At 57.4% G+C, this 16,548-nt stretch carries 21 protein-coding genes, 1 tRNA gene and 1 pseudogene; 15 read left to right on the top strand and 8 right to left on the bottom strand.

What is annotated here, in order from left to right; translation table 11 throughout:
• Positions 1-49: 49 nt before the first annotated feature.
• On the bottom strand, positions 50-1,333 hold the full coding sequence (locus tag ASD60_RS09105) for an NAD(P)/FAD-dependent oxidoreductase (protein ID WP_056853686.1): 1,284 nt from the start codon (positions 1,331-1,333) through the stop codon (positions 50-52).
• Between the two features lie 183 nt (positions 1,334-1,516).
• Between ASD60_RS09105 and ASD60_RS09100 the strand changes: the two genes are divergently transcribed.
• The 3 genes from ASD60_RS09100 to ASD60_RS09090 all read left to right on the top strand — a co-directional run bounded on the left by ASD60_RS09100 (position 1,517) and on the right by ASD60_RS09090 (position 3,106).
• Positions 1,517-1,593, top strand: a tRNA-Val gene (locus ASD60_RS09100).
• A gap of 717 nt (positions 1,594-2,310) precedes the next feature.
• Positions 2,311-2,505, top strand: a complete 195-nt coding sequence (locus ASD60_RS09095; protein ID WP_056853685.1) for a hypothetical protein — start codon at positions 2,311-2,313, stop codon at positions 2,503-2,505.
• Between the two features lie 145 nt (positions 2,506-2,650).
• Positions 2,651-3,106 (top strand): DUF2214 family protein, encoded by a 456-nt coding sequence (locus ASD60_RS09090; RefSeq protein ID WP_056853684.1) that lies wholly within the window; start codon positions 2,651-2,653, stop codon positions 3,104-3,106.
• 91 nt (positions 3,107-3,197) lie between these two features.
• Here the strand turns inward: ASD60_RS09090 and csrA are convergent, their stop codons facing one another.
• Entirely contained in the window at positions 3,198-3,392 is a 195-nt protein-coding gene (csrA, locus tag ASD60_RS09085; RefSeq protein WP_007938114.1) for a carbon storage regulator CsrA, read from the bottom strand.
• Positions 3,393-3,642: 250 nt separating this feature from the next.
• Between csrA and ASD60_RS09080 the strand changes: the two genes are divergently transcribed.
• On the top strand, positions 3,643-4,008 hold the full coding sequence (locus tag ASD60_RS09080; protein ID WP_056853683.1) for a hypothetical protein: 366 nt from the start codon (positions 3,643-3,645) through the stop codon (positions 4,006-4,008).
• Positions 4,009-4,097: 89 nt separating this feature from the next.
• Here the strand turns inward: ASD60_RS09080 and ASD60_RS09075 are convergent, their stop codons facing one another.
• The 3 genes from ASD60_RS09075 to ASD60_RS09065 form a co-directional block, all read right to left on the bottom strand.
• The gene (locus tag ASD60_RS09075) at positions 4,098-4,787 is read right to left on the bottom strand and encodes an endonuclease (RefSeq protein WP_056853682.1); all 690 of its coding nucleotides are present in this window, start codon (positions 4,785-4,787) and stop codon (positions 4,098-4,100) included.
• Between the two features lie 4 nt (positions 4,788-4,791).
• Positions 4,792-5,082 (bottom strand): DUF1654 domain-containing protein, encoded by a 291-nt coding sequence (locus ASD60_RS09070; protein WP_056853681.1) that lies wholly within the window; start codon positions 5,080-5,082, stop codon positions 4,792-4,794.
• A 162-nt stretch (positions 5,083-5,244) separates the two neighbouring features.
• Positions 5,245-6,333, bottom strand: a complete 1,089-nt coding sequence (locus tag ASD60_RS09065) for an asparaginase (protein ID WP_056853680.1) — start codon at positions 6,331-6,333, stop codon at positions 5,245-5,247.
• Between ASD60_RS09065 and ASD60_RS28795 the strand changes: the two genes are divergently transcribed.
• From ASD60_RS28795 to ASD60_RS09025, 9 genes and pseudogenes are all read left to right on the top strand, one after another.
• A complete protein-coding gene (locus tag ASD60_RS28795) occupies positions 6,317-6,670 on the top strand; it encodes a hypothetical protein (RefSeq protein WP_156386257.1) in 354 nt (117 codons plus the stop codon). The genes ASD60_RS09065 and ASD60_RS28795 overlap by 17 nt on opposite strands.
• Entirely contained in the window at positions 6,661-7,101 is a 441-nt protein-coding gene (locus ASD60_RS09060) for a hypothetical protein (RefSeq protein WP_056853679.1), read from the top strand. The genes ASD60_RS28795 and ASD60_RS09060 overlap by 10 nt, the downstream gene beginning before the upstream one ends.
• A gap of 174 nt (positions 7,102-7,275) precedes the next feature.
• On the top strand, positions 7,276-8,235 hold the full coding sequence (locus ASD60_RS09055; protein ID WP_056853678.1) for a sugar ABC transporter substrate-binding protein: 960 nt from the start codon (positions 7,276-7,278) through the stop codon (positions 8,233-8,235).
• Between the two features lie 55 nt (positions 8,236-8,290).
• The gene (locus ASD60_RS09050; protein ID WP_056853677.1) at positions 8,291-9,844 is read left to right on the top strand and encodes a sugar ABC transporter ATP-binding protein; all 1,554 of its coding nucleotides are present in this window, start codon (positions 8,291-8,293) and stop codon (positions 9,842-9,844) included.
• On the top strand, positions 9,841-10,818 hold the full coding sequence (locus ASD60_RS09045) for an ABC transporter permease (RefSeq protein ID WP_056853676.1): 978 nt from the start codon (positions 9,841-9,843) through the stop codon (positions 10,816-10,818). The genes ASD60_RS09050 and ASD60_RS09045 overlap by 4 nt, the downstream gene beginning before the upstream one ends.
• A 3-nt stretch (positions 10,819-10,821) precedes the next feature.
• Entirely contained in the window at positions 10,822-11,841 is a 1,020-nt protein-coding gene (locus tag ASD60_RS09040) for a LacI family DNA-binding transcriptional regulator (protein WP_056853675.1), read from the top strand.
• A gap of 40 nt (positions 11,842-11,881) precedes the next feature.
• Positions 11,882-12,799: a ribokinase gene (rbsK, locus tag ASD60_RS09035; protein WP_056853674.1), complete on the top strand. Its 918-nt coding sequence runs from the start codon at positions 11,882-11,884 to the stop codon at positions 12,797-12,799.
• Positions 12,796-13,200, top strand: coding sequence for a D-ribose pyranase (rbsD, locus tag ASD60_RS09030; protein ID WP_056853673.1), 405 nt, complete (start codon positions 12,796-12,798; stop codon positions 13,198-13,200). The genes rbsK and rbsD overlap by 4 nt, the downstream gene beginning before the upstream one ends.
• 8 nt (positions 13,201-13,208) lie before the next feature.
• Positions 13,209-14,150 (top strand): annotated as a pseudogene (locus tag ASD60_RS09025) (nucleoside hydrolase); the annotation flags it as partial.
• A 32-nt stretch (positions 14,151-14,182) separates the two neighbouring features.
• Here the strand turns inward: ASD60_RS09025 and ASD60_RS09020 are convergent.
• Positions 14,183-14,395, bottom strand: coding sequence for a hypothetical protein (locus ASD60_RS09020; RefSeq protein ID WP_056853671.1), 213 nt, complete (start codon positions 14,393-14,395; stop codon positions 14,183-14,185).
• A gap of 132 nt (positions 14,396-14,527) precedes the next feature.
• On the opposite strand from ASD60_RS09020, the gene ASD60_RS09015 reads away from it, so the two are divergent.
• Positions 14,528-14,833, top strand: coding sequence for a hypothetical protein (locus ASD60_RS09015; protein ID WP_056853670.1), 306 nt, complete (start codon positions 14,528-14,530; stop codon positions 14,831-14,833).
• Between the two features lie 167 nt (positions 14,834-15,000).
• Positions 15,001-15,321, top strand: coding sequence for an I78 family peptidase inhibitor (locus tag ASD60_RS09010; protein ID WP_056853669.1), 321 nt, complete (start codon positions 15,001-15,003; stop codon positions 15,319-15,321).
• 73 nt (positions 15,322-15,394) lie between these two features.
• Here the strand turns inward: ASD60_RS09010 and ASD60_RS09005 are convergent, their stop codons facing one another.
• Both ASD60_RS09005 and ASD60_RS09000 read right to left on the bottom strand, forming a co-directional pair.
• Positions 15,395-15,607 (bottom strand): cold-shock protein, encoded by a 213-nt coding sequence (locus tag ASD60_RS09005; protein WP_003179963.1) that lies wholly within the window; start codon positions 15,605-15,607, stop codon positions 15,395-15,397.
• Positions 15,608-15,899: 292 nt separating this feature from the next.
• Positions 15,900-16,202, bottom strand: coding sequence for a hypothetical protein (locus ASD60_RS09000; protein ID WP_056853668.1), 303 nt, complete (start codon positions 16,200-16,202; stop codon positions 15,900-15,902).
• Positions 16,203-16,548 lie beyond the last annotated feature (346 nt).

Here is a 16,548-nt window from a genome sequence, read left to right as displayed (position 1 = left end):
GGCTCACTCCTACAAAAAAGGGGCCGCATTCAGCGACCCTTTTTTTGCATTAGTATCCGAACTTATCCCGCAGCCCGTAATACCAGGCGCCCAACGCTGCAAACGGTGTGCGCAGCAATTGCCCACCGGGGAACGGGTAGTGGGGCAGGTCGGCGAACGCGTCGAAACGCTCGGCCTGGCCACGCAACGCTTCGGCCAGGACCTTGCCCGCCAGATGTGTGTACGTCACGCCATGGCCGCTGCAACCCTGGGAGTAATAGAGGTTGTCACCCAGCCGCCCCACTTGCGGCAGACGCGACAACGTCAGCAGGAAATTACCGGTCCAGGCGTAATCGATCTTTACATCCTTGAGCTGCGGGAAAGCCTTGAGCATTTTCGGTCGAATGATCGCTTCGATGTTGGCCGGGTCACGCGCGCCGTACACCACGCCACCACCGAATATCAGGCGCTTGTCGCCGCTCAGTCGGTAGTAATCGAGCAGGTAATTGCAGTCCTCGACGCAATAATCCTGCGGCAACAGGCTTTTCGCCAACGCGTCGCCCAAGGGCTCTGTGGTGATGACCTGGGTGCCGCAAGGCATCGACTTGGCCGCCAGCTCCGGCACCAGATTGCCCAGATAAGCGTTGCCCGCCACGATGATGAATTTTGCCCGGACTTTGCCTTGCGGCGTGTGCACCACCGGATTGGCGCCGCGCTCGATGCGTACCGCCGGCGATTGCTCATAAATGACGCCACCCAGCGACTCTACAGCCGCCGCTTCGCCCAGCGCCAGGTTAAGCGGGTGAATATGTCCGCCGCTCATGTCGAGCATACCGCCGACGTATTGATCACAGGCCACCACCTCACGGATACGGCTTTTATCCATCAACTCCAGCTGCGTGTGACCGAAACGTTCCCACAGACGCTTCTGGGATTCGAGATGACCCATTTGCTTGGGGGTGATGGCGGCAAACACGCCGCCGTCCTTCAAGTCGCACTGGATATTGTATTTGGCCACGCGCTCGCGAATGATCCGCCCGCCCTCAAACGCCATTTGCCCCAGCAACTGAGCCTGCTTGGGGCCGACACTGCGCTCGATCACATCAATATCGCGGCTGTAGCTGTTAACGATCTGGCCACCGTTTCGCCCGGACGCACCAAAACCGACTTTGGCGGCTTCCAGTACCGTGACCTTGAAACCGTTCTCCAGCAAGAACAGGGCAGAGGACAGACCGGTATAACCGGCACCGATTACACAGACATCAGTCTCAACGTCGTCCTGCAGCACCGGGCGAGGCGGAACCGCATTGGCCGACGCAGCGTAATAGGACTCTGGGTAGGGGGTGTGCGCCATCCTGCAGCCTCTGTTTAATATATTTTACGAGTGCGTCGATCCTACCCGAGTTAAAAATCCACCGCCAGCCACCGGAAAATCTTCTTTGCAGCGGCAAAATTAAATATTTTGCATATTCATAGGGTTAGCTCGAAAAAAGGTGTTGACACCCCTCCGGAATTCCGTAGAATGCCGCCTCACAGCAGGCACGTAGCTCAGTTGGTTAGAGCACCACCTTGACATGGTGGGGGTCGTTGGTTCGAGTCCAATCGCGCCTACCAAACAAAATCCGCTCTGCTGGGCGGTCTAGAGGGGTTACCGGAAACGGTAACCCCTTTTTGCTTTTTGCGATTTGCAAAACACCCATCTCAGAACGCCAGTTCAGCGCGTCCCTCTAAAACATCATACCGCTCAAGCTACTGCATTGAACTCGTCGGCAGTGCGCCAGTCGGTGATTAAAGAAAAAAACGTTTGGCCGTGAACAAAAAAACCGGAGAGTTTTCATGGGCGCGAAGAATCTCGAGTCGATGCGAAAGCTGAAAGCAACGTTGACGAGCGAACGTAGAAACAGGGAGTGGCCGGAGACAATTTGTTCTGTATGCGGCGAGCAATTTCGCTATCACTGCAGCTGGGCTCCCGTACCCACCACTTGCAGGCGCTGCCGAGCCGAAGGCAAGAATGCCAGCCTGGAGGAAAAGAAGGCTTCTGCACCTTCGATGCAGTCCAAATGACAATCATTTCAGCTCGATATTGAACTGCGACCATCAAACTTCATCCAATCAGAACGGGCGGCCAGGCGCATGACTTGGTTCATGAGGCAGGAGAGGTGTTAATGGGGAAGCGTGCGATGATGCAATTCTTTGCGGCTTACCTGTTCATTTGCCTTCTGCTTCAATGGGCTGTGGTTCAAGCATCACCGTGGATCGCCACTCATGTACTTCTAAGATGGATCCTGTAACGCTGTGACTCGGGCGTGATCTGATCCAAAGGAGTCACCAATGATCTCCGATCAAACGAACCAGCAGTCGTCCGAAAACAGGACTGTTTGGGATCAATATTTTTGCGCTGCGTTGATTGCCGAAAGTAATCTGACGGCACCTGTCGTCGGCGGTGCCACTCACGAAGACAGGCAGAATCTATTGATCGAAAGGGCCAAGGCCCTCGCCGATAAAATGATGGAAAACAGAAAATAACCAGAGCCCAGCCATTGCGCTGGGCTCTTCGTATCTGGCGTATGGACCGCTATGGCAAACCCGGCAGTTTCTCGCCAGTGCAATCCTTTGATTGATGGGCTACTACTGACAGGCTGATTCAACTCATCCTGAAAGGAGTGTCTCGATGCTGACTCACTGGCTTCTTGCGGCCGTGCATCTTTTAGCGGTTGTGCTGGGATTCTGGGCGGTTCTTGTGCGTGGTACGAATTTTCGACGTTTGGCGGCTGGCACGGGGGAAGTTCGCAGTGTGCTGATCGCAGACAACCTTTGGGGAATTTCCGCGCTCATTCTGTTGGTAACCGGTGGGATGCGAGCGTTTGGCGGATTTGAAAAGGGCACGGACTATTACCTGCAACAGCCGTTGTTTCATCTGAAGATGACCCTGTTCGTACTGATTCTGCTGCTGGAAGTAGCGCCCATGATCACGCTGATCAAATGGCGAGTAGCGCTGGCGCGCGGTACGGCGATCGAGGCTGGGCGGGCGAAGCTGTTTGCGCGCATCAGTCACGTTGAAGGGATGTTGATGCTGCTGATGGTCATGGCAGCCACTGGTATGGCGCGTGGCGTGACGTTTGGGTAACGAGTGTGGGGGGAACGGCGCTGCATTTCGAGAATCTTTAGCCAGCCGTCGTTCCGGGGGTGAACGGGCTGGCTACTGACTGCATCAGGATTCAGGGAGTTTGCGGCTTGTCCGGAGCAGTCAGGCCAGCCTGAATGCGCTGATAGATCTCTTCGCGATGCACCGCAACGTCTTTCGGGGCGTTGATGCCAATCCTGACTTGCTGGCCGCTTACGCCGAGGATGGTGATCGTTATGTCATCACCAATGTTTATGCTTTCACCGACTTTGCGGGTGAGTATCAGCATGGTCTTCTCCTTGATTGCTTTCTGGGGCACCTGATTCGGACAGTGCAGAGGTCGGTGGTATGTATAGATTAGTGCGAAGTCTCACAATTTGGGTGCCTCTTTCTGACGCGCAGATGCAGCATTAATTCCCAAGGTGTAACTATACAGAGGCCGTAACCATCATTCTCGTTGTTTTGAGCCCATTTTGCGGCACTCGAGAAGTATTCATGGGTGCTAAAATCCGCGCTTTAAGCATTCAGAGGGAAACGCAGTGCGCAAAATGGTCTTGGTGATTGCAGTATTGGCGCTGGCGGGATGCGGTGAGGGCAAGCGAGTGGATGCGCCAAAGCCGCAGGCTACAGCGGTGGGTACCCCGGCTCAGGTCTCGGGTCCACAATGGGATCTGGAAGTGCGAGGTGAAACGCCGCAGGCGGTCAGCGATCTCAGCGGCTGGCTGATCGAGCATAGTTTCATATCCAACGTGATTCGCGAAAACGGCAAGACCCGGATTCTGATGGGGCCATACAACTCAAAGGCCGAAGCCGACGCCAAGCAAGCGCAGGTGAACGCAGCGCTGGTCAAGGCGAAGAAGCAGAACATTGAAGTGTTGGTGCTTGAGCGCCCGGCAGTTCAGTAATACCGTTTGGCGCTGCAACAAAGCCTGCGCTAGAAAACAAAAAAGGCCTCGGATGGCGGATCCGAGGCCTTTTGTCATTCAGAAAGCATTTAACCGCAGGCTTTCATATCGACTGAGCCGACAAATTCATTGCCGCGCCCCATGACGCACGCCACGCTTTGATTTCGCTGACGTTCCCAAGCCTGGACCGGATAGGTTTTATCCCAGGCTTCATACAGTTGCCGGTCCTGTTTCGACAAGCGCAAGCCGTACTGTTTGCTCATGTAGAAGTAAGTCCGGGCGATCATCCCGCGAATGGATGGGCGCGGCATGACCTTTTTCGCCTTGAAATCAACTTGAGTCAGGCACGAACCGTATTGGCCTGATTGCTCCGGCAGCCAACCGAAACTGAAGTTGCTGCGATCGCCATTGACCTCGCCGATGCTCGGCACCAGGTTATGCAAGTCTGCCTCGGCTTTCTGATAAACGGGGTCATACCGTGTGCAATTCTTGCGACCGCCTTCCTGCCAGCACTGGCGCTGATGTCCAATTTGCCAGGCTGGAACAATATGCTCCCACTCGATACGCGAAGCACGTTTGGCGTTTTTGCGCGGTACATAGCCGCAGGCGGCGAGGTTCACCCGGTTACCTGTGTATTTGCAGCCGCAATAAAACTCGGTGGATTGCGGCGCATACAACTTCCAGGCGACTTTCTTGGCCTCGCTGAAAGTGCGTGGAGCATCGGCATGGGCGCCCATGGTGAACAGCAGAAACAGCAAAGCGAAACAACGGACACTCATTGACTCAGTCTTCCTTCGGCACAACCCAGAAAATCTGCACACCGCCGTCATCGCGATAGGCGAGGGTGACGTTGTCGTTTTCATCGATTTCTTCGAGCAAACGTTCCCACTCATCCACCGGTTCGTCCGGGAGACGGAAAATCAGCGCAGCCTTGGCTTTTTGAGCGGTGGGGGAGTTGATGATTTTCTGAACGCGCGTGCCCATGCGTACATAGGAGTCAGGTGAGGCAGAAGTGGTGTCCACGGAATTATCCTTATTAAGCTGTACGTGCATACAGTATTTAACTGTAGGCATTTTCGCAACTGCTTAAAATTCAAGAAAATCCTCTGACAGCGATTTGTTCCGTTTGGTGTAGGAAGAAGGGATTTTTTTGTCAGTCGTTAGATGCGAGCCACTCGCCGACGCAGGCGAGTGGCTTGTACGGTGCCCGACCGGATTCAGTGGGGCGAGGGCGAATCAGTATTCCCAGAACATCCGTTGCAGCTCTTTGCTGTCGTTGGTCTTGGTCAGTGCGACCATGGCCAGGATGCGGGCCTTCTGCGGATTCAGGTCATGCGCCACGACCCAGTCGTACTTGTCGTCAGGCTGTTCAGCGTTGCGCAGAACGAAACCGCCAGCGTTGACGTGAGAAGAGCGGATGATCTGCACGCCATCCTTGCGCAAGGCTTGCAGGCTTGGAACAACTCGCGAAGAGACAGAGCCATTGCCGGTGCCGGCGTGAATGATCGCTTTGGCACCAGACTGAGCCAGTGCCTTGTAGGCGGTATCGCTGACGTTGCCATAGGAATAGGCAATTTCGACGTCAGGCAGGCTCTTGATGGTTTTGATGTCGAATTCCGAATCCATGGTGTGGCGCTTGGCCGGCAGGCGGAACCAGTAGGATTTGCCCTCGACCACCATTCCCAGCGGCCCCCAGGCACTTTTAAACGCCTCGGTCTTGATGTTGATCATCTTGCTGACATCGCGACCCGACTGGATTTCATCGTTCATGGTCACCAGTACGCCTTTGCCCCGCGCTTCTTTGCTGCTGGCCACCGCCACCGCGTTGTACAGGTTCAGCATGCCGTCAGCCGACATTGCGGTGCCCGGGCGCATGGAGCCGACGACAACGATCGGCTTCTCGGTCTTTTCCACCAGATTCAGGAAATAGGCAGTTTCTTCCAGGGTGTCAGTGCCATGGGTGATCACGATGCCATCGACGTCTTCGCTGTCGGCCAGTTCGGCGACGCGGCGACCCAGTTGCAGCAGGTTTTCGTTGGTGATGCTCTCGGACGCGATCTGCATCACTTGCTCGCCGCGAACGTTGGCCACCTGGCTGAGCTCCGGAACGCCGGCGATCAGTTTGTCGACGCCGACTTTCGCGGCTTGATAAGTGGCGCTGTTGGCAGCGCTCGCACCCGCGCCGGCAATGGTGCCGCCGGTGGCCAGGATCACCACGTTTGCCAGTTTCTGTTGGGTGTCGACTTCTTTTGCCTGAACGGCAGTCGGTAGAAGCAGCAGGAGGGCCAATGCGCCCGGAACAAAGGTCTTGAAAGCAGATGTCATTATTTTTCTCTCTAGTAGTGACGGTGCTGATGCAGGTTCATCTAGATGCGCCCCCGGCGGATCTGAACGCCAGGGGTGCTTGAGAAGAGCAGAATCCGTACCAATTACACTTCGTATTGAGAAAGCTATTCAAGTAACTGATTTGTTTAAAGATTCAAACAAATTTTCAACGCGGTTCACCGCGCTGTCGTCCGGGTTTCCGACTGATTTTGAGTTTGTCGTTCGGCTCTCCGAAAGTTTGTTTAAGCGTGGGTTGTCGAAGAGCGTTAAAGAAATCGCTGCGCACGCCGATCTGTCCTTGAGGAATCATTTTTTCAGGGAGTTCACATGTCGTTGACCGTCGGTTTTCCAAATGCGTCCGTGATAAACATCGGTGGTAAAGCGCCGTCGACGGTCGCGACATTGACTGACGAGACATCCGAATCTTCGACGCAGCGCCTGGGGCTGGAAGGGGGCGATAAAAAGTCGGTAAGTCTAGGCGGCGGCGCTCAGGGCAGCGAGAAAGCGCAAAGCACCGACAGCCAGCAAAGCATTGCGGTGCAGATGTTGCTCAAACGCATGCAGGAGTTGCAGCAACAACTGCGCGAGCAACAACAGCAATTGGCAGCAACCCAAGCCGCGTCGTTCCAGTCGGCAGAAGCCAAGGCCACTGCCGTCATGTCGATTCAGGCACAGATTGCCGATACGTCTGCGGCATTGATGCAAGTGGCGGCCGCGCTGGCGAAAGAGCTGACAAGCTCTGGAAACGTGATCAGCACTACGGCGTGAGCGGCTACCCTGACAACGTTTCACAGCATTGACAAATCTCGACAAGATTCGCATAGTCCGGTCTACGCAAACGTTTGCGCGCCTTCACTGATGGGTTAAAACCATCGGCGAAGGCCTCGCAGCTTACGTCAGCGCAAGCGTTGCTCACAATAATCATAAGATCGGAGTGAACCCATGAAGCTGCCATTCGCTGGACGTCTTCTCGCTGTCGCAATGCTGGCTGCTGCATCCGCCGCGTTGCCTGTCTCTTCGGCTTTCGCCGAAACGCCTGAAAAACCTAAAGTCGCCCTGGTCATGAAATCCCTGGCCAACGAATTCTTCCTGACCATGGAAGATGGCGCCAAGGCCTACCAGAAAGAACACTCCAGTGAATTCGATCTGATTTCCAACGGGATCAAGGACGAGACTGATACCGCTGGCCAGACGCGCATCGTCGAGCAAATGATTCTGGCCAAGGTCAATGCGCTGGTGATCGCTCCCGCAGATTCCAAGGCCATGGTTCCTGTGATCAAGAAAGCCATCGATGCCGGTATCACCGTGATCAACATCGACAATCAGCTTGATCCGACCGTGGTCAAAAGCAAGAACCTCAATGTTCCGTTCGTAGGCCCGGACAACCGTAAAGGCGCGCGACTGGTGGGTGAGTACCTGGCCAAGCAGCTCAAGGCGGGTGACGAAGTCGGCATCATCGAAGGCGTGTCCACCACCACCAACGCTCAGGCCCGCACTGCCGGCTTCAAGGATGCGATGGAAGCGGCGCAGATCAAGGTCGTCTCGGTTCAGTCCGGTGACTGGGAGATCGACAAGGGCAACAAAGTCGCCGCGTCGATCCTCAGCGAATACCCGCAAACCAAAGCCCTGCTGGCCGGTAACGACAGCATGGCGCTCGGTGTCGTGTCGGCGGTACGCGCCGCGGGCAAGGCCGGCAAGGTTGAAGTGGTCGGCTATGACAATATCAACGCCATCAAGCCGATGCTCGCTGACGGGCGCGTGCTGGCCACGGCGGATCAGTTTGCCGCCAAGCAAGCGGTGTTCGGCATCGAGACCGCGCTGAAAATCATCAAGGGCGAGAAAGTCGACAGCAGCGCCAGTGGCGTGATCGAGACGCCGGTAGAGCTGGTCACTAAAAAGTAGTCCTCTGGCGACACAACGGTGCTCGCCCGTCCGGGCGAGCACATGGAGAGTTCTTATGTCCGTTCGCGACCCGAACGCTGTCCTTTCGGTCAGCGGCATCGGCAAAACCTATGCGCAACCGGTCCTGACCGGCATCGACCTGACGCTGATGCGCGGGGAAGTGCTGGCGCTGACCGGTGAAAATGGCGCTGGCAAAAGCACCCTGTCGAAGATCATCGGCGGGTTGGTCACGCCGACCACCGGCCAGATGCAATTTCAGGGGCAGGACTATCGCCCGGGCAGCCGCACCCAGGCTGAGAATCTGGGCATTCGCATGGTCATGCAGGAGCTCAATCTGTTGCCGACCTTGTCGGTGGCGGAAAACCTGTTTCTCGATAACCTGCCGAACAACGGCGGCTGGATCAGCCGCAAGCAACTGCGCAAGGCGGCGATCGAAGCCATGGCACAAGTCGGGCTCGATGCAATCGATCCGGACACGCTGGTTGGCGAACTGGGCATCGGTCATCAGCAAATGGTCGAGATTGCCCGCAACCTGATCGGCGACTGTCATGTTCTGATCCTCGACGAGCCGACCGCGATGCTGACGGCCCGCGAAGTCGAGATGCTGTTCGAGCAGATCACCCGTCTGCAAGCGCGTGGCGTGTCGATCATCTACATTTCCCATCGCCTGGAAGAACTCGCCCAAGTCGCCCAGCGCATTGCAGTGCTGCGCGACGGCAACCTGGTGTGCGTCGAGCCGATGGCCAGTTACAACAGTGAACAACTGGTCACCTTGATGGTGGGGCGGGAGCTGGGCGAACACATCGACATGGGCGTGCGCAACATCGGTGCTCCGGCATTGACGGTCAAGGGCTTGTCCCGCGCCGACAAAGTTCGGGATGTGTCCTTTGAGGTGCGTGCCGGAGAAATCTTTGGTATTTCCGGATTGATCGGGGCAGGGCGCACCGAGTTGTTGCGGCTGATCTTCGGTGCCGACGCCGCAGACAGCGGCACCGTAGCGCTAGGCTCTCCCGCGCAAGTCGTCAGCATTCGCTCGCCGGTGGATGCGGTTGCCCACGGCATCGCCCTGATCACTGAAGACCGCAAGGGCGAAGGCTTGCTGCTGACTCAGTCGATCGGCGCCAACATTGCCCTGGGCAACATGCCGGGCATCTCCAGTGGCGGGTTCGTCAACAAAGATGACGAAACTGCACTGGCCCAGCGTCAGATCGACGCCATGCGCATTCGCAGTTCCGGCCCGGCGCAAGTGGTGTCCGAGCTGTCCGGTGGCAATCAGCAGAAAGTCGTGATCGGCCGTTGGCTGGAGCGTGATTGCTCGGTCCTGCTGTTTGACGAACCCACCCGTGGTATCGACGTCGGCGCCAAGTTCGACATTTATGCCCTGCTCGGCGAGTTGACACGCCAGGGCAAAGCGCTGGTGGTGGTCTCCAGTGACCTGCGCGAATTGATGTTGATCTGCGACCGGATCGGCGTGCTCTCGGCGGGGCGTCTGATCGATACGTTCGAGCGCGACAGCTGGACTCAGGATGATTTGCTTGCCGCCGCTTTTGCCGGCTACCAAAAACGTGATGCGCTGCTCAACGAAGCCGCGCCTAGGGATCTTTCATGAAAACCGTATCTGGCGTCGGTCCACGCAGTGGCAATTTTTACGGCTTGGGCACTTATCTGGGGCTGGCCGGTGCCTTGCTGGCGATGGTCGTGCTGTTCTCGCTCCTGAGCAGCCATTTCCTGTCCTACGACACCTTCAGCACCTTGGCTAACCAGATTCCGGACCTGATGGTCCTGGCGGTCGGCATGACCTTCGTGCTGATTATCGGCGGCATCGACCTGTCGGTGGGTTCAGTGTTGGCGCTGGCAGCCTCGACGGTCAGTGTGGCGATTCTCGGTTGGGGCTGGAGTGTGCTGCCGGCAGCGTTGCTCGGCATGGCGGCCGCAGCCCTCGCGGGCACCATCACCGGCTCGATTACCGTGGCGTGGCGTATTCCATCGTTTATCGTTTCCCTCGGCGTGCTGGAAATGGCACGCGGGGTTGCCTATCAGATGACCGGATCGCGCACGGCGTACATCGGCGATGCGTTTGCCTGGTTGTCCAACCCGATCGCTTTCGGGATTTCGCCATCGTTTATCATCGCCTTGCTGATCATTTTCATCGCCCAGGCCGTGTTGACCCGGACCGTGTTCGGTCGCTACCTGATTGGCATCGGTACCAACGAAGAGGCGGTGCGGCTGGCCGGTATCAATCCAAAGCCCTACAAGATTCTGGTGTTCAGCCTGATGGGCTTGCTGGCCGGTATCGCCGCGCTGTTCCAGATTTCGCGACTGGAAGCGGCGGACCCGAACGCCGGCTCCGGCCTGGAGTTGCAGGTGATCGCCGCCGTCGTCATCGGCGGTACCAGCCTGATGGGTGGGCGCGGTTCGGTCATCAGTACTTTTTTTGGCGTGTTGATCATTTCCGTGCTGGCGGCCGGCCTGGCCCAGATCGGTGCCACCGAACCGACCAAGCGCATCATCACCGGTGCGGTCATCGTGGTTGCGGTGGTGCTCGATACCTACCGCAGCCAGCGCGCAAGTCGGCGGACCTGAGTCATGGCAACGATCAAAGATGTGGCAGCGCTCGCGGGTATTTCCTACACCACGGTTTCCCACGTGGTGAACAAGACTCGGCCAGTCAGCAAAGAAGTGCGGCTCAAGGTGGAGGAGGCGATCAAAACCCTCGACTACGTCCCCAGTGCCGTGGCGCGTTCCCTGAAGGCCAAAACAACGGCCACCATCGGTTTGCTGGTGCCCAACAGCCTCAACCCGTACTTCGCCGAGCTGGCCCGGGGTATTGAGGACTTTTGCGAGCGTAACGGCTACTGCGTCATCCTCTGCAACTCCGACGACAACCCCGACAAACAACGCAGCTACCTGCGCGTACTGTTGGAAAAACGTGTCGACGGACTGATCGTCGCCTCGGCCGGTGGCGACAGCGGCCTGGCGCAAGGTTTGGCTGGCGTGCGTACACCCATGGTGATCGTCGACCGTGGTCTGGAGGGCGTCGATGCGGACCTGGTCCGTATCGACCACGAGTACGGCGCTTATCTGGCGACCCGACATCTGCTGGAGTTGGGGCATCGGGATATCGCCACCATCAGCGGTCCGGCAACCACCAGCGTGGCGCAAATGCGTTTGGCCGGTTTTTGTCGTGCCTTCAGCGATGCGGGCCTCGCGGTGCCGGGTGACCGAATGCTGGAAAGCGATTTCACCAGCACCGGCGGTTACAACGCCGCCGCGATCTTGCTGGAGCGCAATCCGCCCAGCGCCATTTTCGCAGCCAACGACATGATTGGTATCGGCGTGCTGCGCGCAGCGGCCGAGCGCAATATTCGTGTGCCGACGCAGTTGTCGGTCATTGGCTTCGACGATATCCAGATGAGCCGCTATGTCTATCCGGCGTTGACCACGGTGGGGCAGTCAATCCTGCAACTTGGCGAGATGGCGGCCGAAGTGCTGCTACGGCGAATCGCAACGCCGGATCTGGCCACCAGCCAGCGGATCGTCACGCCGAGCATTGTCATGCGCGAATCGACCGCGCCCCTGACCGGCCTGTTTGCGCAGTTCCGCTAACCCGGCGTGCCGCTGAAATCGAATGAGTGAGTATTGATGTATGCCAGCAAAAGTAGTGGTGATAGGCAGCTTGAACATGGACCTGGTGACGCGGGCGCCGCGATTGCCGCGCGGCGGAGAAACGCTGATCGGTGAGTCGTTTGCCACGGTTTCCGGTGGCAAGGGCGCCAATCAGGCTGTGGCCGCCGCACGACTGGGCGCACAGGTGTCAATGGTCGGCTGCGTCGGCAGCGATGCCTATGGCAAAGAACTGCGCGAGGCTCTTTTGGCCGAGCAGATCGATTGCCAGGCAGTCAGCACCGTCGAAGGCTCCAGTGGCGTGGCGCTGATTGTGGTCGATGACAACAGCCAGAACACAATCGTGATCGTCGCAGGCGCCAACGGTGCTCTGACACCTGCGCTGATCGGTTGTTTCGATGCGGTGCTGCAAGCTGCCGATGTCATCATCTGTCAGCTTGAAGTGCCGGATGTCACGGTGGGCCACGCGCTCAAGCGCGCTCGAGAGTTGGGCAAAGTGGTGATTCTCAATCCGGCACCCGCCAGTCAGCCATTGCCGACGGATTGGTATGCGAACATCGATTACCTGATACCCAACGAAAGCGAGGCGTCGGCCTTGAGTGGCTTGGCGGTGGAGTCTCGGCAAAGTGCAGAAGCTGCCGCGACGCGATTGATCGAAATGGGGGCCGGCAAGGTGATCATCACCCTCGGCGCCGAGGGCTCGCTGTTTGCCGATGGAAAAAGCTGTGCGCATTTCCCGGCGCCTGCGGTGAAAGCGATTGATACCACGGCGGCCGGCGATACGTTCGTGGGTGGTTTTGCCGCTGCACTGGCCGGCGGCCAGAGCGAAGCTGAAGCGATTCGCTTCGGTCAGATTGCCGCGGCGTTGTCGGTAACCCGTGCCGGCGCGCAACCCTCGATTCCTACCTTGTCCGACGTTCAGGCATTCAAGACATCATGAAAAAAACACCGTTGCTCAATGTCGCACTGTCGCGCCTGATCGCATCGCTGGGCCATGGCGACATCGTGGTCATCGGCGACGCCGGTCTGCCGGTGCCGCCAGGCATCGAGCTGATCGACCTGGCACTGACCCATGGCATCCCGGATTTCGTCAGTACTCTGAAGGTTGTGCTCAGCGAAATGCAGGTTGAAAGTCATGTGCTGGCGCAGGAAATCCTCGAGAAGAGGCCAGCGGCACTGACAACCCTGGATACCCTCAATGCGGAAGGGGCGCTGGGGCGGCGCGAGTTGCTCAGTCATGAGCAATTCAAAGTCCTCACCCGGCAGGCACGGGCAGTCGTTCGTACCGGGGAATGCCAGCCGTACTGCAATGTTGTGCTGATTGCCGGGGTCACGTTTTGATTCGCATGGAAAGGGTCGACCTGATCATCGACACCGACCCTGGTGCCGACGATGTGGTGGCCTTGTTGTTGGCGCTGGCGTCGCCTCAGGAGTTGAATATCCTTGCTTTGACCACGGTCGCCGGCAACGTGCGCCTGGACAAGACATCACGAAACGCGCGGCTGGCGCGCGAGTGGGCAGGGCGCGAGGACGTGCCAGTCTACGCCGGCGCGTCTCGGCCGCTGATGCGCACGCCTATCTATGCCGAGGACATCCACGGCAAGGAAGGCCTGTCAGGTGTTTCTGTATACGAGCCGAAAGCCGCCCTGGCCGAGGGCAATGCGGTCGCCTACCTGATCGATACGTTGATGTCGGCCAGCCCCCACAGCATCACTATTGCGATGCTTGGACCGCAGACCAATCTGGCCTTGGCGCTCATGCAGCAGCCGGCAATCATTCAGGGCATCAAGGAAGTAGTCATCATGGGTGGTGCGCACTTCAATGGCGGCAACATCACACCGGTGGCCGAATTCAACCTGTTCGCTGACCCGCATGCGGCCGAAGTGGTACTCAACAGCGGTATGAAACTGACGTATCTGTCTCTGGATGCAACTCACAAGATCCTCACCAGTGACGAGCGCCTGAAGCAGATTGCCGCATTGAACAACCAAGCCAGCCGATTGGTAGGCGATATCCTGAATGATTACATCAAGGCCGACATGGAGCACTACGATATTCCGGGCGGTCCGGTGCACGACGCCGCGGTCATCGCCTGGCTGCTCAAGCCGCAGCTGTTTAGCGGCCGCGCGGTCAATGTGGTGATCGACAGTCGCGAGGGGCCGACTTTCGGGCAGACCATTGTCGACTGGCACGACCGCCTCAAAGCGCCAAAGAATGCTTTCTGGGTTGATAGCGGCGACGCCCAGGGGTTCTTCAATCTGCTGACTGAGCGCCTGGGTCGTCTGAAGTAACGTTCATTGCTGCAGATGCATGCCGGTGCAGCTTATTCCTGCGCTGATTTTGTCGCGCCCTTTTGGTCTGCCAGGTGCTTCTCGAAAACCTGTTCTATGAAGGATTGCGCAGCCTCGGTCCCCAGGTCTCTGACCAACAGGTCGATGCCGATGATGACAAGTTCCTCCGTAGAGCCTGGGCTGTAAGAGCTATGGCCGTCCTGCCACTTTGCTTTGATGTCGGCGTCGATACTTACAGTGGTCATGATGGCGCTCGTACGGTCGGAAGAGTCTGAGCCTCGAGTTAACCATTTCGTGGCGCTTTTGGCACTCCGACTTAGGCATGAGCGCAGGGCTATGCGACACTTGGTCTTTGATTACCATTCAAGGACTGCGCTGTGCAGATCGATTTGAACACTCCTGACGGCTTGACCCTTGAAACCGTTCGCCAGCTGTTGGCGTCGGCCAGTGATGATGAGCATACGCAGCTGCGCGTGACCAAGGGCGGCATCGCCTATATTTCATCGGGTGTTGTGGGTGGTAGCGACATCGACGGCCTTCTGTTTCGCCTGGAAACGTGGGCTAAAGGGTCGGGATACGTCGGCCTGGTTGCGGCCAGCGACGAAGTCTGGGTCATGCAGATTTTCAATGCATTGAAAGAGAACTGGCCACGACCGGCATTCGATTACATCGACGTGTATTGAGCCTTGTAAATATTCAGTCACGATTGCAGGGTGAAGGGTGTGGCAATGCTCAGGCAAACTTGCCGTTTGTCCGCGGCGAAGGGCAGGGTACCTGGCCTCCCTGTGAAACCAAACGCCGGATTGGCGGTCGCACGATCTCAGCTTAACTAATGAAAAAAGGAGGCTTCATGCCTTGGAAGCTCGCGTCATTGGGTACTTTGTTGGCCGCTGCCACGTTGGCCGGTTGCAGCACCGGCACCACCGAGTCGGCAACAGACCCTGTCACGACGACTGACACAGGTCACAGCCGTTGCGAGGCCAAAGCGGCCGAGTTCACCATCGGCAAACAAGCTTCGCCCGAGTTGCTGGAGCAGGCGCGTACGCGTGCCGGCGCGCAGAATGCGCGGTTCCTTCTGCCGACCGATATGGTGACGCTGGAGTACCGCTCTGATCGCTTGAATCTCAACACTGACGCCAATCGGGTCGTCACCCGCGTCAACTGCGGCTGATCACCCCCAGGCTTTTGCATTGACCACAAAAAACCCCGTCACATGGACGGGGTTTTTTTAGTGCGCCTGGAAATTACTCTGGGCGAACTTGAGCAGCTTGCATACCCTTTTGGCCTTTCTCAGCCACGAAGGAAACGGTTTGGCCTTCTTTCAGGCTTTTGAAACCGTCGCTTTCGATAGCTTTGAAGTGTACGAACAGGTCGTCACCGCCACCTTGAGGAGTGATGAAGCCGAAGCCTTTTTCATCGTTGAACCATTTAACGGTGCCGGTTTGGCGATTAGACATGGTGTATCTCCAAGAAACATATATTTTCAGTAGTACTGTGCTGCTCAGGCCAACTGGGCACACCGGGGTATCATAGTCGAAATGTGCGCTTTGGCACCCCCCCGCAGGTGCTGTTTGCCCTGCAGTCACGCTTTCTTTGTTGCCTGATATGGCTGAAAGCCCCGATTTAAAAGGCTTTCAGCCGAAAGTAAAGACGATAAAAAAAGCTGTAAAACCTGCATAAATTGTAGGAAAACGCGATTTTCAGAGGCTTTTTACCGGCTCAAATCGCAATTCAAGCCCGTTTCAAGGCTCACTTTTTCGCCGGAGCGTTGGCCTTGCACTTGGAAATCTGAGTCAGGGCCTGCTGTTTCAGTGAGTCACTGGCAGTGTTGTCCATCAAGGACTGAAGGTCCTTGGCCGGGTACGATTTGATTGCATCGGCACCACAGGCGCAGTGAGACTTGGCCGCCGCAGCGCCGATCTGCGGCGTCGCCGCTTCAGTGCACTGGGCCATGTATTTTTCGCGCTCGCCCTTGGGCCAATCGGCGTGCGCAGCCAGAGGCAACAGCAGAACGATAGGTGCGACTACAGCGAACAAACGATTCAGACGCATGCCGGGATGCTCCTTGTGGGGTCAATGTCTTTTATCTGAGGGGTAAAGCGCGAATCAAGTTCAGCACTCTGGCACAAAAACGCCATATTTGCCTTGGCTGAAAGCCACCCACAGCCACGACCGTTCATCTGTGCTAGCATGCCCCGCTCAGGCTTTTCGTTGCTGGCTCCGGTCGACCTTCAGTCCCGGACGCGGCAACTGCCTGAATAACCCTGATTTGAATCCCAGTCACTCTGGTTCGGTTTTCCGGTTGGCCGCAAGGCTCCTGCCGCTGTAAGGCAGGCGTTCGTCATTGAATGGCCTGGACCGGATCTTGTACTGGCTCATCCCAACCCACGTGACCTTT

Source organism: Pseudomonas sp. Root562 (assembly GCF_001427125.1).
Taxonomy (GTDB): Bacteria; Pseudomonadota; Gammaproteobacteria; order Pseudomonadales; family Pseudomonadaceae; genus Aquipseudomonas.
This window is presented reverse-complemented; position numbering and strand designations above follow the sequence as displayed.